This window comes from Flavobacterium palustre, from assembly GCF_014639535.1.
Classification (GTDB): Bacteria; Bacteroidota; Bacteroidia; order Flavobacteriales; family Flavobacteriaceae; genus Flavobacterium; species Flavobacterium palustre.
Genome location: NZ_BMGA01000005.1, coordinates 222,260 through 243,432, shown reverse-complemented (window position 1 = coordinate 243,432; position 21,173 = coordinate 222,260). Strand labels below are relative to the sequence as shown.

Below are 21,173 nucleotides of genomic sequence, written 5' to 3'. Positions count from 1 at the left end.
TTTCCATTTTACAATCTAAAATCACAAATCTGCAATCTAAAATTATTATATATGGAAACACTAAAAATCAATTATAAAAATATTTATTATCCGCCGGGAGGTATTCTGATGTGGATTATTATTTTTTTGGAACTGATTACTTTCGGGATGGCAATGGTTGCATTGGTTTTTTACGGAAGTGAGCAAACAGAATTATTCCATCAATCAAGATTACAACTCAATACTACTTTTGGAGCCATAAATACTGTTTTTCTGTTGTCAAGTGGTTTTTTTATGGTCAATGCGGTGCAGCAATTTAAAGAGAAAAATATTCAAAAATCATCGTTTTATTTTAAACTGACCATGCTGGGCGGATTATTATTTTTACTCCTAAAAAGCCTGGAATATTATCATAAAATCGAGTCGGGGATTGCATTGGATACCAATATGTTTTTCACGTTTTATTGGTTGTTAACAGGATTTCATCTGATTCATGTTATTATCGGATTGGTTATTTTAATCTGGACGAATTACGGAATGACAAAGCAAAAATCGGATACTCAAATTGAAGATGTGGAAGCCTGTGCTGCTTTCTGGCACATGTGCGATTTGATCTGGTTGTTGTTATTCCCAATTCTCTATTTAATTTTTTGACAAATGAAAAAATCACTGGTATTTACGTATGGATTATTGATTGTACTGACTTTGGTTACTGCTTTAATTTCAAATGCTGACCTTTTTTCTGATGATATAATCCTTTTAATTCTTTTTTTTTCTTCTATAAAATTTCTTTTAGTTGCTTTCCAATTTATGGAACTGAAGAAAGCAAATCCGTTTTGGAAATATAGTTTAAGTCTGGTTTTAGGAGTCTTGGTTTTAGTCATTTTTTTGATGAAATAAATTAGAATAAAAAGTACAAACATGACAAATATCATAATAAAGGATGTTTTTATCTTTTATATTTGTAGTACAAATCAAGATAAATTTAACACCAAATAACTATGAAACCCAAACTAAATTTAAAGAAACAAAGCATCAGAATTGCCGTAGCAATTGCAATGGCTTTTGGTTTGTTTTCTTGTGCCAAAAAAGAAGACAAAGATGCTCAATATTATCAGGACATCAAAGTCGAAGGTCAAAAAGAAGCCGAGCTTACAGCACCGCCATTGGTTCCTAAACCGGTGGGAGACCGGGCGGCGATGAAACTGATAGTCAATATGGAAATTAAAGAACAGGAAGGCGAAATGGCCGACGGGGTAAAATATACCTATTGGACTTTTGGTGGTTCTGTTCCGGGAAGTTTTATCAGAACGAGAGTAGGTGACGAAGTCGAATTTCACTTAAAAAACCATCCTGATAATAAAATGCCGCATAACATCGATTTGCATGCCGTAACCGGACCGGGTGGAGGAGCAACTTCTTCTTTGGTAGCGCCGGGACACGAAAAAGTATTCAATTTTAAGACTATAAATCCCGGTTTGTATGTCTATCACTGTGCCACAGCGCCTGTTGGGATGCACATTGCTAACGGAATGTATGGTTTGATTTTGGTCGAACCCGAAGGAGGATTACCGCCGGTGGATAAAGAATACTATGTGATGCAAGGGGATTTTTATACCAAAGGAAGTTATGGCGAACAAGGAAAACAACCCTTTGATATGAATAAAGCCATCAAGGAACAAGCTGATTATGTAGTTTTTAATGGAAAAGTAGGAGCGGTAACAGGAGATAAAGCCATTACGGCCAAAGTAGGAGAAACGGTTCGTATTTATATGGGTAATGGTGGGCCAAATTTGGTTTCTTCATTCCATGTTATCGGGGAAATTTTCGATAAAGTACACATCGAAGGAGGAGATGTAATTAATAAAAATGTACAGACTACTTTAATTCCTGCGGGTGGTTCAGCCATAGTCGAGTTTAAAGTAGATGTTCCGGGAACTTTTATTCTGGTTGATCACTCTATTTTCAGAGCATTTAACAAAGGAGCTTTGGGAATGCTAAAAGTGGAAGGCGATGAGAATAAAAAAGTCTATTCAGGAACAACCCAGGAAGGAATTTATTTGCCTGAAGGCGGAACAATACAAAACATGCCAAAAGAGAATGGTACTGCGAAAAGTGTTGTAGCTAAAACCGTTGCGGAGCAAATTAAATCAGGTAGAGAATTGTACGGAAGAACCTGTTTTGCCTGCCATCAATCAGAAGGACAAGGAGTACCGAATGCCTTCCCTCCGTTAGCAAAATCTGATTTTCTGAATGCCAATCCTAATAGGGCCATTAGCGCCGTATTACATGGATTGAGTGGAGAAATTACAGTAAATGGTAAAAAATTCAATAATGTCATGACCAGTCAGAATTTAACAGACGAAGAAGTCGCCGATGTGTTAACCTATGTGTACAACAGTTGGGGAAACAATAAAACAGTTGTAACTCCGGCCAAAGTAAAAGCAATCAGAGCAAAGCCGGCACCAAAAGTAACAGCCGAACATTAAAATTCAAATAAATAATAAATAAGAAATACCAATGAAAAAGTATGTATTAAGTATCGTAATGATGGGAATAGGTTTGTATGGTTACAGTCAGAATGCAACCAAAGGAAAATCAGTTTATATGCAAACCTGTGTTGCCTGTCATCAGGCAACAGGAGTAGGGGTGCCGGGTGCTTTTCCTCCTTTGGCTAAATCAGATTATCTTAACAAAGATGTTAACAGAGCTATCAAAGGGGTAGTAAAAGGATTGAACGGTCCTATAGTTGTAAATGGCAAGAAATTTAGTGGAGCCATGCCTCCTCAGGCATTAAGCGATCAACAAATTGCCGACGTACTCACGTATGTATATTCAAGCTGGGGAAATAGCAAAAAAGTTGTGACAGCAGTTATGGTAAAGGCGCAGCGAAAATAAAATAGTCATTTTAAAAGCAGTGAGTCATGATACAGGCAAAAATAGTTTTATTCTCATTTTTATTAGGAATTGGGACAACGCTTTGGGCTCAGAAAACACCAATGGTTTTAATAAAAGGAGGAACTTACGTTCCTCTTTATGGAACTGCCGATAAGAAGCCGGTTGCAATCACTGCTTTTGAAATCGATGTGTTTCCTGTAACCAATGCGCAATATCTGGCTTTTCTAAAAAAATATCCTGAATACAGCCGTTCTAAAATCAAAGGAATTTTTGCTGATAAAAGCTATTTATCACATTGGCAGAGTGATTTTGATTATGGTAAAAATAATTTGAGTAATGCTCCCGTAACCAATGTTTCCTGGTTTGCTGCTAAAAAATATTGTGAATGTCAGGGAAAACGTTTGCCCGCCATGGACGAATGGGAATATGTAGCTATGGCAGATGAGAAACGAATCGATGCCAGATCCAAAGAAGCTTTCAACAAATACATCATGTCCTGGTATGAAAAACCAAAAACTTATGCTAATCCGATAGGGCAGACTTTTAAAAATTATTGGGGTGTTTACGATATGCACGGATTGGTTTGGGAATGGACGGCCGATTTCAACAGTATTTTTCTTTCCGGTGAATCCAGAAAAGACAGGGATACCGATAAGAATTTATTTTGCGGAAGCGGTTCGGTGAATGCTACCGATTTAATGAATTATGCTGCCTTTATGCGCTATGCTTTCAGAGGTAGTTTGAAAGCGCGATATACTACCAGAAATTTGGGATTTCGTTGTGCTAAAGATAAAGTTGCTTTTGTAAAAACCTTTCAAAATCTAAGATGATGAAATCAAAAATAGAATGCCAGAAAATAAAAAAAGGAATCCTTAGCCTGCTTTTTTTAGGAATATTTGCGTTGGCAATAACATTACAATCCTGTAACCAAAAAGCAAAAGCTGCCGAAAAAGACAAAGCGATTTCTGATTTATCCATTTATAATCTTCCATCAAAATGGACCAATCAAAACGGACAAAATATCGAAATGAAAGATATGAAAGGAAAAGTTTTGGTGATGGTGATGATTTATACTTCCTGTAAAGCTGCTTGTCCCCGTTTGGTTGCTGATATGCGTAATATCGAACAGCGTTTGCCGGAAAATATCAAAGACAAGGTGAAAATGGTTTTAGTGAGTATTGACCCGGAAGCAGACACACCTAAACGTCTTAAAGCCTTTGCTATCGAAAATAAAATGAATAGTAATCAATGGGTTTTCCTGCGTTCTACTGAAGAAAATACCCGAGAGTTTGCAGCGGTTTTGGCGGTAAATTATAAAAAAGTTTCACCAATGGATTTTTCTCATTCTAATATCATAAGCGTATTCAATGCCGATGGAGAACTGACATATCAGCAAGAAGGTTTGGGTGTTAACTCCGATCCAACAATTGCTAAAATCAAAGAAGAAGCTCAAAAAATAAATTAAAATTATGAAAGCACTTAAAATAATCGGTTTATCATTCATAGCAATGATAAGTCTGGGAACTCATGCACAGGAATTGGATGCCAATTTACAATTCAGACCCCGTTATGAATATCGAAACGGATTTAAAAGCCCGATTTCAAACGGAGAAGATGCGACTTCATTTGTTTCTCAGCGTTCCCGTTTGAATTTTAATTTCAAACAGGAAAAATTAAAAGCCAAACTGACTTTACAGAACATCCGAAGCTGGGGTGATGTTAGCACAACTGCTACCGCAGATAAAAATGGAGTGGCTGTTTTTGAAGCCTGGGCACAATATGATTTTAGTCCTAATTGGAGTGCCCGCTTTGGACGTCAGGTGATTTCGTATGACAATCAGCGTATTTTGGGTGAAATCGATTGGATACAACAAGGACAAAGCCATGATGCTGCTCTGTTTTCTTTTCATCCAAAAAATCATCAACTGGATTTAGGTTTTGCCATGAATGCCAATGCTGAAAATTTAGTTGCTCCCAAAACCCCTTATATCACTAATTATAAATCGATGCAATATGCCTGGTATCATACGCAAATTGGTAAAATAAGCAGCAGTTTTTTAGTGTTGAATACGGGTTATGAATTCGAAAAATCGGTTGGAAATTTAGAAGTCGATTACAAACAAACTTTTGGAACCTATCTTGTTTTTAAAGATAAAAAATGGGATAGCAATTTAGGTTTGTACGGACAAACAGGAAAAAGTTTTAATAACAATGTCAGTGCCTGGTATGCCGGAGCTAATTTAGGATATGCCTTAACCGATGCTTTTAAAGCAACTTTGGGATATGAATTCCTCTCAGGAAAAGATCAGGACAATACGAGTTTGACTGTCAAATCATTCAGTCCGATTTTTGGAACCAATCACGCTTTTAATGGTTTTATGGATTATTTCTATGTAGGTAATCATCAAAATAGCGTGGGATTGCAAGATGCTTATTTGAAATTAAATTATTCTCTTAAGAAATGGCAGTTTACCTTAACTCCCCATGTATTTAATGCGCCCAATACAGTTTTAGATGTTTCCAATGAAAAAATGGACAGTTATTTAGGAACAGAAATTGATTTTACTTTGGGCTACGCTGTTCAAAAAGATATTATGGTTTCCGCTGGATATTCACAGATGTTTGTTTCTGCAACTTTAGAAAGACTTAAAAATGTAACGGATGCTGCAAATACTAACAATTGGGCGTGGGTCATGATTTCTTTTAATCCTAAACTATTTTCATTAAAATAAAGTCTATTAATTCATTTTTTTTAAGAACCTCTATAGGAAAGCTTTAGGGCTTTTATGTAGAGGTTTTTGTTTTAAAAATCAATGTTTTTCCAATTCATTAAGAATATTAGTCTAGCTGATATTTATCATATTTATAGATAAAGGACTATTTTATCTTTACATCATAATTAATTCAGGGAATTTATGAGCAATTTATCACAGTCACATCGTATTTTATTTTTGAATACACTGGCATTTACAATCAGTTTTGCCTGTTGGACTTTAAACGGTGTTTTGGTTACTTTTTTAGTAGATAGAGGAATTTTCAATTGGTCGGTTGTTGAGGTAGGATGGTTGTTAGGATTGCCTATTTTATCGGGAGCCATTTTTCGTTTGCCAATTGGGATTTTGACCGATAAATACGGTGGTAAAAAAGTATTCTCGACTTTGTTGTTACTTTGTTCTATTCCATTGTTTTTATTGCCATTTGCTGGTTCATTTTGGGAATTTGCCCTATTGAGTTTCTTGTTTGGATTAGTAGGAACCAGTTTTGCTGTCGGAGTAGGTTATACTTCAGTTTGGTATCCTAAAGAATGGCAGGGGAGAGCCTTGGGGATTTTCGGAATGGGAAATGCGGGTGCTGCGGTAACAACGTTTTTTGCACCAACTTTATTAAATTTTTTATCAGAAACAGATACCGAAAACGGCTGGAAAATGCTTCCTGTGATTTATGGAATTGTATTAGTAGTAATTGGATTGTTGTTTGTGTTTTTTGCCAAAAATAAAAAAGCAGCAACAGTATCCCGATCAACTTCAGAGTTATTGGCTCCTTTAAAAAATGTACGTGTTTGGCGATTTGGAGCTTATTATTTCTTAGTCTTTGGATGTTTTGTGGCTTACTCACAATGGTTGTTACCTAATTTCATGAATGTGTATCACACCACTTTAGTAATGGGAGGAATGTTTGCCACTTTATTTAGTTTGCCATCAGGAATTATCAGGGCTTTTGGAGGTTATTTGTCTGATAAATATGGAGCAAGATCGGTTATGTATTGGGTTTTAGGTTCTTCAATAGCAATTAGTTTTTTATTGATGTTTCCTAAAATGGAAGTTTTTACATCAGGTCCCGGAGTTTTAGCCACAAATAATGGAGTGGTTAATCAAATATCAGCTTCTGAAATTAAAGTAGGAGAAAGAACCTATAATGTTAATGCAAAATCAACCATTAGTTCATCTGATTCTGATATTTTGCCTGTTCGAAATTCATGGCAGGAAATCGTAGTCAAACAAAATCAGGAAGTCAAAAAGAAAGAACTGTTGGCAGAAGGAATCACCCAAATAAAGTTTAATGCCAATATGTGGATTTATCTTGTACTGGTAGTTTTAATCGGGATTTCCTGGGGAATTGGTAAAGCAGCTGTTTTTAAACACATACCTGAATATTTCCCTAATGAGGTGGGAGTTGTAGGTGGAATGGTGGGATTAATAGGCGGTTTAGGCGGATTTATAGGGCCAATATTATTTGGATACTTATTGAATGCAACGGGTTTATGGACGAGTTCCTGGATATTTATCTTCCTGATTTCTGTGGGCTGTTTATTATGGATGCACCGAACCATTATTAATATTATGAGAGAAAAGATGCCTCAGTTTACAAAAGGAATTGAGCGCAACCAATAAAATATAATAATTTTAAAAAATAATATTATGGATACTTACTTAAAAAAAATAGGATCAGAGCCTGAAAATGTATCTAATGAAACCCAAACCAATCAAAGTACTACATGGTTGACCAAGTGGGAGCCTGAGGATGAAGCATTCTGGGCAGCAACAGGTAGCAAAATTGCCTGGAAAACATTAACAGTAACCACTCTTTCATTAATCTTATCATTTGCTTCCTGGTTTATGATGAGTGTCATTGCGGTGAAACTTCCCGGACTTGGTTTTTCATTTTCTAAAGATCAGCTTTTTTGGTTGGTCGCTATTCCGGGATTAGCTGCGGGTTTTTTACGAATTATACACACCTTTATTCTGCCTATTTTCGGTACAAGGCATGTAGTGACTGTGGCAACTTTACTCAAATTAATTCCAGCAATTGGAATCGGGTTTGCAGTGATGGATACGACTACTCCATTTTGGGTATTTGTTCTTTTGGCTATTACCACTGGTTTTGGTGGCGGAGATTTTTCATCTTTTATGCCTAGTACAAGTCTGTTTTTTCCAAAAAGATTAAAAGGAACAGCGTTGGGAATCCAAGCCGGTATTGGGAATTTTGGGGTTTCTTTAGCTCAGTTTATTACTCCGATTATTTTGAGTGTTAGTATTTACGGGACCACTTCGGTATTTACAAGTATCGATGCTAAAGAAACACAAAATGTTTTAACAGACTCAACAATTGAAAAGCAAAAAGAAGTTTTTGCTGCTTTGGACGTCAAAACGCAAAATAAAATTTTGGCTACTGTAAAGAAACCGGTTTTAGATTCAGTAACAACTGCCGTAAAATCAGCAGATAATACAGTAGTTTTTACAGCTTTGCCTTTGGAAGTAAAATCTAAAGCCATAGCTAATGCCAATCCTAAATTAGCTGAAAAAATATTAAACAAAATAAGCCCTCAAAATGAGGCGGTAAATAAAAGGAGTATCTATATTCAATCTGCTGCATTTTGGTATATTGGTTTTCTCTTGGTTTTGGCGTTTATGAGTTGGTTTTTTTTAAAAAGTATCCCGATGAAGGCTTCGGTAAAAGAGCAGATGGATATTTTTAAAAACAAACATACCTGGTATTGTACAATTACTTATCTAATGACTTTTGGAACGTTTGCAGGATTATCGGCAGCTTTTCCTTTGATGATAAAATTTTTATATGGTGATTTTCCAAATGCTCCGGATCCGTTAGTGTATGCTTTTTATGGTCCGCTTATTGGTTCTGCCAGCAGAATAGCTTTTGGATTTATTGCAGATAAAGTAGGAGGAGCCATCTTGACAACTATTACAGGTATTGGGATTTTAGCAGGAGCTGTTATTTTAATTACTCAGGGATTAGTATCTCCTACCAGTATGGATCAGTTTCCGTTATTTGTTGGAGTAATTTTAGCAATGTTCTTTTTTACAGGTATTGGAAATGCGGGTACTTTTAGACAGTTTCCAATTATCTTTTCAGAAAATCAAAGACAGGCAGCAGGTGTTATTGGTTGGACGGCAGCCATTGCAGCTTTTGGTCCTTTCATTTTTTCAAAATTAATTGGAAATAACATTTCTGCCAATGGAACTGTGACTCAATTCTTTATTGGTTTGATTGTTTTTACAATATTAGCTACTGTTATAAATTGGTGGTTTTATAATCGAAAAGGATGTGAAAGACCAAGTTAAATGAAGTACTACTTAATTTGAACATTCATTGAACTAAGCTTATATTCAATAAAGCAGTCCGTTTTTTACAATTTTATATCGAAAATTCATGGTTTGATGACAATTGATGGGATTTGTTGTTGTAAATTAGTGATTTATACGTGAATTATAACATATTTAAGTGTTTTTGTACTTTAGAAAACTACTTAAGTAGTTTCACTTAGTTTTTCTTTTGTTTAATTTTACTCCCGAAGAAAAGCCTTTGGATTTTTGGATAAAATAGATTTAAAAACAGATTTGTAATTGTAAGCGTCTAATACTATAAATTAAGATGAAAAACAGAACATATAATGTAAAAGCATTGCTCATTGCCACACTACTTTCGGTATTTATGATTGTGTTAGTGTTTTATGGTTCCAGAGAATTGCAAAATTTTGATGCAGCTTTAATTACCTATTTATTTGGGACTGTATTTGCTTTCTTTGGAATTGTTTACCGTTATACGGTATGGTTGCAAAGACCACCCACCTGGATTTATTTCAAAAGAGGAATTACCTTTTTATTTACAGGAAAAGTGTTTTCTCATTTTTGGTTTGCTTCTAAGGAATCGATTGAAAATATTGCCTTTCAGAAATTTATTTATCCAAGGGGAAAATACCGTTGGGTGGCGCATTTTATGATTGCTATAGGCTGTACATCTGCTTTTTTAATCACCATTCCGCTTACGTTTGGATGGATTCACTTTACAATGGCTCCTAATTCGATTTCGGTTTACGAAGCACATTTCTTTGGTTTCAAAGTAATGGATTTTGAACTGGATTCTATCATGGCATTCCTGACATTTCATGCATTAAACTGGTCATCTTATTTGGTGATTTTTGGTTCTGTTTATTATTTAAGAAGACGATTGACTAATCCGGGATTGATTGCAACTCAAACTTTTGAAGGCGATTTGTTACCGTTGATTTTATTGATTGCTATTTCGGTTACTGGATTGGGATTGACTTATTCGTACCAATTCATGAAAGGTTTTGCTTTCGACTTTTTAGCGGTATTGCATGCGGTTACGGTAATTATGTTTTTGATTTGGATTCCGTTTGGAAAATTCTTTCATATCATTCAGCGTCCGGCGCAAATTGGGGCACACATATATAATAAGGAAGGAAGAAGAAAAGGAATGGCAGTTTGTCCACATACAGGTGAAGAATTTGCTACCAAATTGCATATTGATGATTTGAAACTAGTAACTAAACAATTAGGTTTTGACTTTTCAATGGAAGACGGAGGTTCACATTTGGATTTGAGTCCTGAAGGAAAAAGATCCCGATTGGCTCAAGCACACTTGAGAGCAAGACAGACAGGCGGGAATTTATTTGGATAATTTAAAGATAAAAGTATATAAACATGGCAAAATTACCTGTTTCAGAAGAGCATATTATTGCACAATTTGGACCACATAAAAATTATAGTCCAAAGGAAGGCTATGAAGGAAGAGATGAACCAGATGAGTTGGTCAAAACACATTGTTGTTTTTGCGGAATGCAATGTGGAATTCAATTATCTGTAAAAGAAAATAAGGTTGTAGGTTTTGAACCCTGGATGGAATTTCCTTTCAACGAAGGGCGTCTTTGTCCAAAAGGAGTGCAACGCTATTTGCAAAATAACCATCCCGACCGATTGATGTCTCCGCTTAAAAGCGTTCCGGGACAGGGATTTGTACCTACTTCTTGGGATGAAGCATTGACCAAAACGGTTTCGGAAATCAAAAGAATTCAGGAAAAATATGGTAACGATGCTTTTTCGATGCTTTCGGGAGTTTCATTAACCAATGAAAAAAGTTATTTGGTGGGGAAATTTGCTCGTGTGGCATTAAAAACCAAAAACCTGGATTACAATGGACGTTTGTGTATGGTAAGTGCAGGAGCAGGAAACAAAAAAGCATTTGGTTTAGACAGAGGTTCTAATAATTATTCGGATTTAGAATATGCTGAAGTGATTATTGTGGCCGGAGCTAATATCAGCGAAACCTTCCCTACATTGACCCATTGGATTTGGAAAGCCAGAGACCGAGGAGCAAAAATAATAGTGATAGATCCAAGGATGATTCCATTGGCCAGAACAGCCGATCTTCACTTGGATGTGCGTCCGGGGACGGATTCGGCTTTGTATGGTGCGATGTTGAAATATTTGGCTGATCATGATATGCTGGATCATGATTTTATTGACAATCATACTTCAGGATTTCAGGAAACTTTAGATGCTGTAAAAGATAATACATTAGAATGGGCTGAAGAAGTTACCGGAATTAAGAAAGAAAAAATTAAAGCTGCCGCTGAGTTATGGGGTAAAGCGAAAACGAGTTTCTTACTTCATGCCCGTGGAATTGAGCATCATTCTAAAGGTGTAGATAACGTTTTGGGCTGTATTAATTTGGTTTTGGCAACAGGTAGAATTGGAAAACCTTATTGCGGTTATGCAACTATTACCGGACAAGGAAACGGTCAGGGAGGTAGAGAACACGGACATAAATGTGATCAGTTACCAGGGAACAGAGACATTGAAAACCCGGAACACCGTAAATATATTTCGGAGGTTTGGGGAATAGATGAGAAAGATTTACCCGGAAAAGGTTTATCGGCTTATGAAATTATCGAAGCTATTCACAGAGGAGAAATTAAAGGATTATTGTCTATTTGTTTCAATCCGTTGGTTTCTTTACCTAACAGTAATTATGTGCGTGAGGCTTTGGAAAAATTGGAATACTACGTTTGTATTGACTTTTTCTTAAACGAAACCGCTCGCCATGCCGATGTTGTTTTAGCAGGTTCCTTGCAAGAAGAAGAAGAGGGAACAACTACCTCAGCCGAAGGGCGTGTGATTCGTATTCGTCGAGCTGTAACACCTCCCGGGAATGCTCATACCGATACGGATATTATTCTGGAATTAGCCAGGCGTTTGGGAGTTAAAGATAAATTTACTTATGAAAATAGTGAAGCTATTTTTAATGAATTGCGTGTAGCATCCAAAGGAGGAACAGCTGATTATTACGGAATCACATATAAAAAAATTGAGGATGAAATGGGTGTTTTTTGGCCTTGTCCAGAAATAGGTCATCCTGGAACGCCTCGTTTATGGGAAGACAGAAAGTTTAAAACGCCTGATGGGAAAGCCCATTTTAATCCGGCGCCTTATAAACTTCCGGGTGAAGTAACCTGTGTTGATTTTCCAGTGATTTTGACAACAGGACGTGTGGTTTCTCAATATTTAAGTGGGACACAAACTCGTAGAATTGGAAAATTAGTAGATCAGTATCCTGAGCCATTATTGGAAATTCATCCTAATTTGGCTAAACAATATGGTATTAAACAAAGGGAATTAATTCGTGTTTCTACCCGAAGAGGTGAAGGAATTTTTCCGGCTAATATTGTGGAAACTATCAGGGAAGATACTGTTTTTATTCCGTACCACTGGTCCGGAAAAAAATCAGCGAACCAACTGACACCGGGAACATTAGATCCAATTTCTAAAATACCTGAATTTAAAGTTTGTGCCTGTCATTTGGAACCACTTAATGAAATTGCTCCGCCTTCAAGTGAATCGACGGCTTATGCGAGTATTTAATCTATAAAGAATTGATATAAAATGAACTATACTAGTTTTAATAAAAATGAAGAGTTTTTTGTAGATATGCAACGTTGCATTGGCTGTAAAGCTTGCGAATTGGCTTGTGCAGAATGCGAAACTAACGGTCAGGAATCGATGATACATGTTAATTATGTAGATCGTGCAACAACAGTTCAAACAACGGTACAGGTGTGTATGCACTGTGATGATCCCGTATGTGCTAATGTTTGTCCGGCCGATGCAATTTCAAAAGACGAATTCGGAATTGTTCACACGGCTAATACCGAAAGATGTATTGGATGTTCTAATTGTGTGATGGCTTGTCCTTTTGGAGTGCCAAAGAAAGAGGAAAATTACGATTTGATGATGAAATGCACGATGTGTTACGACAGAACCAGTGTGGGGAAAAAACCAATGTGCGCAACAGTTTGTCCGAGTGGGGCTTTATTCTATGGTACAAAAGACGAAATTCAGGAAATGCGTCCTAATAGTACTCCGGTAAATAGTTTTGTATTTGGAAAAGAAATAGTGAATACGAAGGTCAATATTATGATGCCTAAAGGAAGTACCGAACTGATAATATATTAAAGAATACACACATGTCTAAAGAAGATAATTTAAATAAAAATTGGAAAAAGGATTTTCCGATTGAAAAACAGCAGGCAACTAATGTAAGTCGTCGTGATTTTGCAAAGTTTTTGACTTTAGTTTCCGGAGGGTTGATGGTAGGTAGTGGTTTAGTTGCCGCTAAGGCTTATATGTATCCCAAAGAAGAAGTAGAAGGTGAGCATTTTGTATGTAAAAAAGAGGAAGTACCATTAGGAGGAACCCGCGCTTTTGTAATCGAAGGCAGTACTATTCCTTATATTTTGATTCATCTGGAAACGGGCGAGTTTAAAGCTTACGAGCAGAAATGTACCCACCTTTCCTGTTCTGTTTTTTACAAGCCAGGAACCGGAATAATCCATTGTCCTTGTCACGAAGGATCATTTGATGCAAAAACAGGAGATGTTTTGGCAGGACCGCCGCCAAGAGCCTTACCAAGTTTGGATGTGTTTTTTAAAGGAAATGAGGTATATGTAAAAGCAGCAACTCCAATTCAGGAAGCGAAACTAGGATAAATCATTAAAATAAATCAGTATGAGTAATTTTAGAAGAAGTCAAAACCAGTCTAATCCTAATAAATTAAACGCCATTCTTTCGTCGTTAATTTTTATATTAATACTTAATGTGAGTATCCAAATCTGGTTGTTGTATGCGTCACTAAATAATGCTTTAGATAATAACAAAGAGATTCTTATTCCTGCTTTTGTAGCCTCTTTAATTTTATTTTTGATAGGTTTTAGCTGGCTCTATTATTTGCCAACAGGAAATGGAACTCATACAAAAAAATAGGTACGTTGGTATCACTGATTTTAATTGTCAGGGAAAAAAGGATTAACTTAATTATAAAAGTTAATCCTTTTTTTGTTATCGTTTTTAGACTTATTTATTCTTCTTTATAAGAAAAGGCTCCGATTATAAAAACCGGAGCCTTAATTTTTCAACTTACACACTTTTTGGGATAGTGTCTTATTTTTCCGTACCAACTGTTTCAACTGCAACCAGCTCTTGTTTTGAAGTGTTATTCCAAGGGCCATGGTTTTTATACGCCGGTCCGGTTAACTTTTGTTTTTCACTACCAGTTGTTTGTACTAAAACCAGATTTTCTTTTGGAGTGTTTTTCCAGGTTTGTTGGTTTTTGTATGCCGGTCCCTGAAGTGACACTTTATTGCTTTCGGAATATACTTTAGTTGGCACAGCTTTGTGCATCCAGGATTTAAAATTTTTATACGCAGGACCTTTTAAATCACTTTGTTTTACATTGTTTTCTTCTTGTGCCATTGCGTTGAAAGATATTACTAAGAATCCTAAAATTAATGCTATTTTTTTCATGACTATTACTTTTAATGTTTTTTTACAAATTTACATTCAGTAACAGGCTTTTAGGATTCTGTGAATTTACTCAATTTGCATCCGTATTTATACGGATATTGTTGTTTTTAATGCGTTTAAATTAAATTCTTTTTTGCTGCTTTTTTAATGAGTTCGGCGGTATTTTTTACCTCTAATTTTTTCAAAATATTAGCGCGATGGGTTTCTATGGTGCGGGAACTCACAAATAGTTTTGTGGCAATTTCTTTTGTGGTTAATCCTTTGGCAATTAATGCTAAAACTTCGGTTTCTTTATTGGATAAAATATTCTCACTGATACTTTGTTCAGACATGAAGTTGATCATTTTTTCCGAAATTTCAGCACTGAAATATTTTTTTCCGTTAGCAACGCTTCGTATTGCAAGGATTAATTCCGATTCATCTGTGTTTTTTAACAGGTAGCCGTAAGCACCCATTTTAGCACATTTTGCGATGTAATTACCATCATCGTGCATAGAAATTACAATGGGTTTTATTTCAGAATTTAAGGCTTTTAATTCTTTTAAAACCCCAAAACCATCCATATTAGGCATAGTAATGTCCAGCAATACAATATCCGCCTCAAATTGAGTATTTACAAGTTCCATCAATTCCAAACCATCAGCAACGCTTTTGACAATTTTGATGTCGTCATGCTTTCTTAACAGCTCAGCAAGTCCGTTTCTAAAAAGCTCATGGTCATCAGCTATTATTAATTTAATTTCGTTCATAATTCTACGGGTAATTCAATTTCAAAGTTTGTATTTCCGGGAGTTGCATTGATAGTAATGGTACCATTGCAAATTTCTACCCTTTCTTTGATGTTACTAATTCCGAGTCCTAATTTAACAGTATTGATGTCAAACCCAATGCCATCATCAAAATAATAGAGAGAAATAAAATCATCAAATTCGGAAAGTGTAATTCGGATGTTTTTGGCATTAGCATGTTTTAACGAATTATTAATTAACTCCTGGCAAATTCTAAAAAGATGAATAGCCTGTTGATTAGTAATATTAGAACTTTCCTGCCGCGTTAAATCTTCATATTCAATAGTTACCGTTGTCGATTTTTTCAGGTTTTCAATGAAGTTGGTTAAGGTAACTCCAATTCCAAAATCATCTATGGAAGCAGGCATTAAAGCATTGGACATCAGTCTGATTTCAGAAATAGTATCATCTACTATTTTTTTCATTTCTGTTTTTTTTACTTCATTTTCCACTCTGTTTTCGATATAGTGTTTCAAAGAAGTTAAATACGGACCAATACCGTCATGGAGTTCCCGCGAAAGTCGGCGTCTTTCATTTTCCATACCGTTTACTAACATGCGTTTGGATAGTATTCGGGTATTTTCTTCATTATTTCTAAATTCTATTAGCTTATCTCTCATTGCCAGAAGACTTTTTCCCAGCAAATCATTCGGACTTTTAGGTTTAAAATCGGTATTCAGATTCATTTTTCCAATGTCATCAGAGAATTTTACGGCACCCTGCAAAGAAGCTTTTAAATTGGCCAAAGCATCAAACATTTCCTTTATTTCACTGGAGTTTTTTATAAATTCATTGGTTTGGTTATAGTCTCCTTCCGCCATGATTTTGAGACTTTTTTGCATATTTTTAATTGGGTTGGTAATAATTCGTGTCAGAAAAAGAGAAAGCATAACAGCCAGTAAAAAAATAGCAATAGTTAGGCCTACAAGTCTTTCTTTTAATTCTTTTAAAGGGATAGTAACTTCTTCAACATCCATTTCAGACAGAATAACCAGCTTTAAATTTCGAACTGCAATAAGGCTGTACACACTATATACATTAATTCCTCTGTAGTCCTTAAAGACACCTCTGCCATTTATTTCCTTAAAAGCTTTGCTCACGCCTTCTGTTTTAGCAAATAAGGAGTAAGGGATTTTATTGGGATAAAAACGCGACTGCGAACGCATCCGGTAATCTTCTCCCACAAGATAAGATTCTCCACTGTCGCCCATTCCGGTACGTTCAAGGAGAATTTTTTTGATTTTGTTGTAATCCAAAATTTTAATTTGGGTACCCCTTTTCGAATTAGAGATAAAACCTATTGTTGTTTTTTTAGCAACATGATAAGGTGTCAAATCATAAATTCCGGTACTGTTTTTAATACTGTCCGGAAGCTTCATAACAGTAGTGTCAATATTTTGGCTGTACGTTCCGGAAGTTTCAAAACGCTCCCATTCTGATTTTAATAAATGTTCAATTTGGTTTTGCTTGAGTGTTTTAATCGAATTTAATTGCAGTAAAATACGATCGTTTAAAACGTTCGAAAACTGTTTGTATGAAGAAAAAGATAATAAAGCAATTACCAATGCGATTAAACTATTAATTATAATCAGTATTAATGTTTTGATGTGCATGCTTTTCCAGTTTTTTATTTATGTAAATATACTTGGTTTGCTGTTTTAAAAGAAACTTTAAGCAATAGTTCTGCTCAATTGATGTTTTATGCCGATTTATATACTCAATGTAGTTTGATAAAATTAGTCTGTTTTTTATTCAAATAAAAAAAGGAACTCCTTGATGAAGTTCCTTTTTTATATTATTTAATCCAGTTTGGAATTTGTCCCGAAGCTTCGGGATAAAATTGGAATTTTGAAATTTACCCCACTAATTCCACCACTTTACTTTCGCCATCAACAGCTACTTTAGTCAAACCGTGTTTGGATAAGTTTTTCATGGAAGCATCCCATTTTTTTCCGCTTAAACCAGCTGTAGATTTAAGTTGAGATAAATCCATTTTATTTTCGTTTCCTTTTAATAAAGTAACAATTACTTTTTCCTCGTCAGACAGTTCAATAGTTTGTTTTTTCTCAGGTCTCATTTGCGGGAACAGTAATACTTCCTGAATAGAAGCATTATTAGTCAGGAACATCATCAAACGGTCCATTCCAATTCCTAATCCTGATGTTGGAGGCATTCCGTATTCTAAAGCTCTTAAGAAATCCTCATCAATAATTCCATTCGCTTCATCATCTCCTTTTGCAGCCAAACGCATTTGGTCTTCAAAACGTTCTCTTTGATCAATAGGGTCGTTCAATTCCGAATACGCATTCGCAACTTCTTTACCGCAAACCATTAATTCGAAACGCTCTGTCAATTCCGGATTGTCACGGTGCTCTTTACAAAGCGGCGACATTTCTTTTGGATAATCGGTAATGAATGTTGGCTGAATATAATTTCCTTCGCATTTCGCTCCAAAAATTTCATCAATCAGTTTTCCTTTACCCATGGTTTCATCCACTTCAATTCCCATGCCTTTAGCAGCTTCATATAATTCAGCTTCGCTTTTTCCTGAAATATCAAAACCTGTAAAGTGTTTGATGGAATCCGTCATCGTTACACGGGCAAAAGGTGCTTTGAAACTGATGTTGTGGTCACCAAAAGTAACATCACTTGTTCCGTTTACCGCAACAGCACAATGCTCTAATAAACGCTCGGTGAAATCCATCATCCAGTTGTAGTCCTTGTAGGCTACATATATTTCCATGGCAGTAAATTCCGGGTTGTGCGTTCTGTCCATTCCTTCGTTACGGAAGTTTTTCGAAAACTCATAAACACCGTCAAATCCACCAACGATTAATCTTTTTAGGTACAACTCATTCGCAATACGCATGTATAACGGAATATCCAATGAGTTGTGGTGAGTAATAAACGGACGCGCCGCAGCTCCACCGGGAATGGATTGTAAAACCGGAGTTTCTACTTCAAGGTATCCCGCATCATTAAAGAAACCACGCATGGCGTTGAATAATTTGGTTCTTTTGATAAAGGTTTCTTTTACCTGTGGATTTACCGTTAAATCTACATAACGCATACGGTAACGCAATTCGGCATCGTTGAAAGCGTCAAAAACTTTTCCGTCTTCATCTACTTTTGGTAATGGAAGCGGACGTAAGGTTTTGCTTAGAAAAGTAAAACCGCTTACGCGAATACATTTCGCACCTACTTGTGTAGTAAACAATTCTCCTTCAATTCCAATATAATCCCCTAAATCGGTTAGTTTTTTGAAAACCTGATTGTATAAAGTTTTATCGTCACCTTCACACAAAACATCACGGTTCACGTACAATTGAATACGTCCTTCGCTATCCTGCAATTCGGCAAAACAAGCTTTTCCCTGATCTCTCACACTCATCAAACGCCCCGCAACAATCACCTTCTTACCTTCTTCAAAAGTTTCCTTTATTTGCATTGAAGTATAATTTACAGGAAAAAGATTAGCAGGATAAGGATTGATTCCTAAGTTGCGTAAAGATTGAAGTTTTTCTCTTCGGATGATTTCTTGTTCTGATAATGCCATTATAGTCTGATTTTTAAGACCGCAAAGATAAAAAAAAGAATGCAGACTTTAGAATGCAGATTTTTAGAATTTTTAGGAGCAGAAAATTGCCGTTTTTTATCACGATTTGTCCTGCTGTACACTCTATCTTTTAAGCCGAACCCCGGCTTAAAAGGATGCCGTTTCCATCAGGGCTATTTTAAAAAGTTTCGTTTTCATAGATTGAATTTTATCTCATAGCGAATATTTCCTTATCATTATTAATTTGCCAAATTTCAAAATCGTAATCATTATCATGTTTTATTTTTTGTAATAAATCGGTAATATTTACTTTGTTTTCAACTGAAATATTATATCCAAGGATTACTCTTCTAATTTCAATTTGGGGAAATTCATCTAATATTTTTATTGAATTTTGTGATTCATAATCTTTTAAATAAGGATGTTTTCCTTTTAAAAATAATTTATTAAAATATTTTACTTCTTGGTTTGAATTGAAGTCTTTGTAAATCGTTTCAAGTTTGTGTTCATCATATTGTTGCTTATTCTCTTTCATTAATAATCGAACTTCATTTTCATGATTGTATTTTTTTGATTTGTGAAAAGCTTGTAATTCAAGGAGAAATTCAGGAAAGTTGTTTGGGATAAAATTATCGTTTTTAGAAGCAAATTCTTCAGTTAATCTTTTGATTTCTCTGATTGGTTTTAATTTTTTATTTCCATACAAAACAGATCCTAACAGAAAAAAATCAGGATTGTTTTTTGTGAATTCAATTTCTATAATTACTCCTTTGCCTTTATCGCCGTATACTTCCCACATGAAATTGTTTTTATGTGTTTTATCTTTTGACTCACATAAGGATAAGCAAAAAACATTTTCTTTTAGTGCTTTAATTTTATCTTCGGTAATTTTAAATAATATATTATTATCTTCAAATACCGAAGTAGCAAAGAGGAGTTCATTGTTGTCTATAAGATTTCCAAATTCAGACATTCTTAGAAATCCTGATTCTAAAATAGCTTTTAAGCCAAATAGAGAAGTAAAGTGTGTGAATTTATTATTGCCTTTGTATTCGTAAGGGCTGTTTTCAAATAATTTGATAGGGGATAAATCACCTTTAAAATTTTTAGCGGCTTCTCCAGGAGTGGTAATCATTAGACTTGAAGCAAATTTAGCGTTGGGTAAAACAGGATTAATTACTTCTTTTTGGAAGTCGTTGACTTTTTCGAAATCTTGAAACATTTGGTCGTTCTCCCGCATATTTATATTGGCTTTTTTAGATTTTATTTAAAATAATATATTAAACAAATTTAAATATTTAATATAAGTTCATGGATGGTAAAATTTAAAAGAAGACTTATTACATTTGGAAAAAACAAAACCATGACAAAATTATACAAATTACTTAGCTTTTTAATCTTGTTAGTAACTTTAACAAGTTGCAACTTCACCGAAAACATCGATGTACAACCTGACGGAACAGGGAAGTTTTCATTAGAAATGGATGGGGCAGGTTTGCTGGCGATGGCTGGTGATAAATTAGGAAATGAATTGGGTATGAAAAATAACGCTAAAGCAATAGATTCCACTTTTTCATTCAAAGAAATTTTTGAAGCCAAAAAAGACAGCATTGCTAAGTTGTCTCCGGAGCAACAGGCTATGATTAAAAAGTTGGAAAACTTTGTAATGAATATTAAAATGAATCCTGAAGCCCAACAATTATTGTTTTCGATGAATACGCCTTTTAAAAGTGTCAACGAATTAGGAAGCTTGATGGAAAGTATGTCGGCTATGAAAGATTTAAAGGGAAAATCAGATAAGAATAGCAATCCTGCTGCGATGTTAAGTGGTATTGGGAATGATAATTCTAAATTGACTTTTAGCTATGATGGAAAGCAGTTTACACGCAAAGCAATCGTTTCTAAAGAGGCGCTTTCAAAGATTGCAAACGATTCAACCGGAATGGCAAAGATGATTTTTGCTTCGTCCAAATATACTTTGAAATACCATTTTCCAAAAGCGGTAAAATCGGTTTCCAATCCTGATGCCTTATTTAGTGCCGACAGAAAAACCATTACGGTGGAATATCCTTTTACGGACTATTCCGAAAACCCGGAGAAGCTGAATTTGAATGTGGTTTTTGAATAATCAATTCTTGTTATTTACGAGATTCAAACGTCCTTAGCTTCCGCAGTCGAGTGTCAAATGTTTGAAGAATGCGTAAAAAGAAAAGCTGTTTAAGTCCCGAAAGCTTTCGGGACGAGTTCTTTTCTTTTAGCATTCGAAAACTAATTTGACCGACGAGGAAGCGCAAGACTTGATTTTTTTGTTTCTTTTTTGATCAAGCAAAAAAG

The 21,173-nt window shown here is 35.3% G+C and carries 19 protein-coding genes and 1 pseudogene; 15 read left to right on the top strand and 5 right to left on the bottom strand.

Annotation, left to right across the window (positions count from 1 at the left end; all coding sequences use genetic code 11):
• The first annotated feature begins 51 nt into the window (after positions 1 to 51).
• From IEV84_RS11550 to IEV84_RS11485, 14 genes and pseudogenes are all read left to right on the top strand, one after another.
• Positions 52 to 633, top strand: coding sequence for a cytochrome c oxidase subunit 3 (locus IEV84_RS11550; protein WP_188494428.1), 582 nt, complete (start codon positions 52 to 54; stop codon positions 631 to 633).
• Between the two features lie 3 nt (positions 634 to 636).
• Positions 637 to 879 carry a cytochrome C oxidase subunit IV family protein gene (locus tag IEV84_RS11545; protein ID WP_066326559.1) on the top strand — a complete coding sequence of 81 codons (243 nt, stop codon included), beginning with the start codon at positions 637 to 639 and terminating at the stop codon, positions 877 to 879.
• 158 nt (positions 880 to 1,037) lie between these two features.
• Positions 1,038 to 2,468 carry a copper-containing nitrite reductase gene (nirK, locus tag IEV84_RS11540; protein ID WP_229732666.1) on the top strand — a complete coding sequence of 477 codons (1,431 nt, stop codon included), beginning with the start codon at positions 1,038 to 1,040 and terminating at the stop codon, positions 2,466 to 2,468.
• Positions 2,469 to 2,553: 85 nt separating this feature from the next.
• Positions 2,554 to 2,877: pseudogene (locus IEV84_RS11535) on the top strand (c-type cytochrome); the annotation flags it as partial.
• Positions 2,878 to 2,903: 26 nt separating this feature from the next.
• Complete coding sequence (locus IEV84_RS11530) at positions 2,904 to 3,707, top strand: formylglycine-generating enzyme family protein (protein WP_188494425.1); 804 nt, start codon at positions 2,904 to 2,906, stop codon at positions 3,705 to 3,707.
• On the top strand, positions 3,707 to 4,342 hold the full coding sequence (locus IEV84_RS11525) for an SCO family protein (RefSeq protein ID WP_188494424.1): 636 nt from the start codon (positions 3,707 to 3,709) through the stop codon (positions 4,340 to 4,342). The genes IEV84_RS11530 and IEV84_RS11525 overlap by 1 nt, the downstream gene beginning before the upstream one ends.
• Positions 4,343 to 4,346: 4 nt before the next feature.
• Entirely contained in the window at positions 4,347 to 5,609 is a 1,263-nt protein-coding gene (locus tag IEV84_RS11520; protein ID WP_188494423.1) for an alginate export family protein, read from the top strand.
• A gap of 183 nt (positions 5,610 to 5,792) precedes the next feature.
• Entirely contained in the window at positions 5,793 to 7,268 is a 1,476-nt protein-coding gene (locus IEV84_RS11515; RefSeq protein WP_188494422.1) for an MFS transporter, read from the top strand.
• 27 nt (positions 7,269 to 7,295) lie between these two features.
• Entirely contained in the window at positions 7,296 to 8,957 is a 1,662-nt protein-coding gene (locus IEV84_RS11510) for an MFS transporter (protein WP_229732665.1), read from the top strand.
• Between the two features lie 310 nt (positions 8,958 to 9,267).
• Positions 9,268 to 10,317: an MFS transporter gene (locus IEV84_RS11505; RefSeq protein ID WP_188494421.1), complete on the top strand. Its 1,050-nt coding sequence runs from the start codon at positions 9,268 to 9,270 to the stop codon at positions 10,315 to 10,317.
• A 23-nt stretch (positions 10,318 to 10,340) separates the two neighbouring features.
• On the top strand, positions 10,341 to 12,557 hold the full coding sequence (locus IEV84_RS11500; RefSeq protein ID WP_188494420.1) for a molybdopterin oxidoreductase family protein: 2,217 nt from the start codon (positions 10,341 to 10,343) through the stop codon (positions 12,555 to 12,557).
• A 21-nt stretch (positions 12,558 to 12,578) separates the two neighbouring features.
• Positions 12,579 to 13,148: a 4Fe-4S dicluster domain-containing protein gene (locus IEV84_RS11495; RefSeq protein ID WP_188494419.1), complete on the top strand. Its 570-nt coding sequence runs from the start codon at positions 12,579 to 12,581 to the stop codon at positions 13,146 to 13,148.
• A gap of 11 nt (positions 13,149 to 13,159) precedes the next feature.
• Complete coding sequence (locus IEV84_RS11490) at positions 13,160 to 13,681, top strand: Rieske (2Fe-2S) protein (RefSeq protein ID WP_188494418.1); 522 nt, start codon at positions 13,160 to 13,162, stop codon at positions 13,679 to 13,681.
• Positions 13,682 to 13,700: 19 nt separating this feature from the next.
• Positions 13,701 to 13,955 (top strand): DUF6755 family protein, encoded by a 255-nt coding sequence (locus IEV84_RS11485; protein ID WP_188494417.1) that lies wholly within the window; start codon positions 13,701 to 13,703, stop codon positions 13,953 to 13,955.
• A 177-nt stretch (positions 13,956 to 14,132) separates the two neighbouring features.
• Here the strand turns inward: IEV84_RS11485 and IEV84_RS11480 are convergent, their stop codons facing one another.
• The 5 genes from IEV84_RS11480 to IEV84_RS11460 form a co-directional block, all read right to left on the bottom strand.
• Positions 14,133 to 14,495 (bottom strand): hypothetical protein, encoded by a 363-nt coding sequence (locus IEV84_RS11480; RefSeq protein WP_188494416.1) that lies wholly within the window; start codon positions 14,493 to 14,495, stop codon positions 14,133 to 14,135.
• A gap of 116 nt (positions 14,496 to 14,611) precedes the next feature.
• A complete protein-coding gene (locus IEV84_RS11475) occupies positions 14,612 to 15,244 on the bottom strand; it encodes a response regulator (protein ID WP_188494415.1) in 633 nt (210 codons plus the stop codon).
• Complete coding sequence (locus IEV84_RS11470) at positions 15,241 to 16,896, bottom strand: sensor histidine kinase (protein WP_188494414.1); 1,656 nt, start codon at positions 16,894 to 16,896, stop codon at positions 15,241 to 15,243. The genes IEV84_RS11475 and IEV84_RS11470 overlap by 4 nt, the downstream gene beginning before the upstream one ends.
• Positions 16,897 to 17,138: 242 nt before the next feature.
• Positions 17,139 to 18,839, bottom strand: coding sequence for a lysine--tRNA ligase (gene lysS / locus IEV84_RS11465; protein WP_188494413.1), 1,701 nt, complete (start codon positions 18,837 to 18,839; stop codon positions 17,139 to 17,141).
• 208 nt (positions 18,840 to 19,047) lie between these two features.
• Positions 19,048 to 20,079 (bottom strand): DUF2971 domain-containing protein, encoded by a 1,032-nt coding sequence (locus IEV84_RS11460; RefSeq protein WP_188494412.1) that lies wholly within the window; start codon positions 20,077 to 20,079, stop codon positions 19,048 to 19,050.
• 123 nt (positions 20,080 to 20,202) lie between these two features.
• Between IEV84_RS11460 and IEV84_RS11455 the strand changes: the two genes are divergently transcribed.
• On the top strand, positions 20,203 to 20,967 hold the full coding sequence (locus tag IEV84_RS11455) for a hypothetical protein (RefSeq protein WP_188494411.1): 765 nt from the start codon (positions 20,203 to 20,205) through the stop codon (positions 20,965 to 20,967).
• Positions 20,968 to 21,173: the final 206 nt, after the last annotated feature.

Bases quoted from the DNA above. Each gene is read 5' to 3' on its own strand.
- IEV84_RS11550 (WP_188494428.1), top strand. From the start codon at position 52: ATGGAAACACTAAAAATCAATTATAAAAATATTTATTATCCGCCGGGA.
- IEV84_RS11545 (WP_066326559.1), top strand. From the start codon at position 637: ATGAAAAAATCACTGGTATTTACGTATGGATTATTGATTGTACTGACT.
- nirK (WP_229732666.1), top strand. From the start codon at position 1,038: ATGGCTTTTGGTTTGTTTTCTTGTGCCAAAAAAGAAGACAAAGATGCT.
- IEV84_RS11530 (WP_188494425.1), top strand. From the start codon at position 2,904: ATGATACAGGCAAAAATAGTTTTATTCTCATTTTTATTAGGAATTGGG.
- IEV84_RS11525 (WP_188494424.1), top strand. From the start codon at position 3,707: ATGAAATCAAAAATAGAATGCCAGAAAATAAAAAAAGGAATCCTTAGC.
- IEV84_RS11520 (WP_188494423.1), top strand. From the start codon at position 4,347: ATGAAAGCACTTAAAATAATCGGTTTATCATTCATAGCAATGATAAGT.
- IEV84_RS11515 (WP_188494422.1), top strand. From the start codon at position 5,793: ATGAGCAATTTATCACAGTCACATCGTATTTTATTTTTGAATACACTG.
- IEV84_RS11510 (WP_229732665.1), top strand. From the start codon at position 7,296: ATGGATACTTACTTAAAAAAAATAGGATCAGAGCCTGAAAATGTATCT.
- IEV84_RS11505 (WP_188494421.1), top strand. From the start codon at position 9,268: ATGAAAAACAGAACATATAATGTAAAAGCATTGCTCATTGCCACACTA.
- IEV84_RS11500 (WP_188494420.1), top strand. From the start codon at position 10,341: ATGGCAAAATTACCTGTTTCAGAAGAGCATATTATTGCACAATTTGGA.
- IEV84_RS11495 (WP_188494419.1), top strand. From the start codon at position 12,579: ATGAACTATACTAGTTTTAATAAAAATGAAGAGTTTTTTGTAGATATG.
- IEV84_RS11490 (WP_188494418.1), top strand. From the start codon at position 13,160: ATGTCTAAAGAAGATAATTTAAATAAAAATTGGAAAAAGGATTTTCCG.
- IEV84_RS11485 (WP_188494417.1), top strand. From the start codon at position 13,701: ATGAGTAATTTTAGAAGAAGTCAAAACCAGTCTAATCCTAATAAATTA.
- IEV84_RS11480 (WP_188494416.1), bottom strand. From the start codon at position 14,495: ATGAAAAAAATAGCATTAATTTTAGGATTCTTAGTAATATCTTTCAAC.
- IEV84_RS11475 (WP_188494415.1), bottom strand. From the start codon at position 15,244: ATGAACGAAATTAAATTAATAATAGCTGATGACCATGAGCTTTTTAGA.
- IEV84_RS11470 (WP_188494414.1), bottom strand. From the start codon at position 16,896: ATGCACATCAAAACATTAATACTGATTATAATTAATAGTTTAATCGCA.
- lysS (WP_188494413.1), bottom strand. From the start codon at position 18,839: ATGGCATTATCAGAACAAGAAATCATCCGAAGAGAAAAACTTCAATCT.
- IEV84_RS11460 (WP_188494412.1), bottom strand. From the start codon at position 20,079: ATGCGGGAGAACGACCAAATGTTTCAAGATTTCGAAAAAGTCAACGAC.
- IEV84_RS11455 (WP_188494411.1), top strand. From the start codon at position 20,203: ATGACAAAATTATACAAATTACTTAGCTTTTTAATCTTGTTAGTAACT.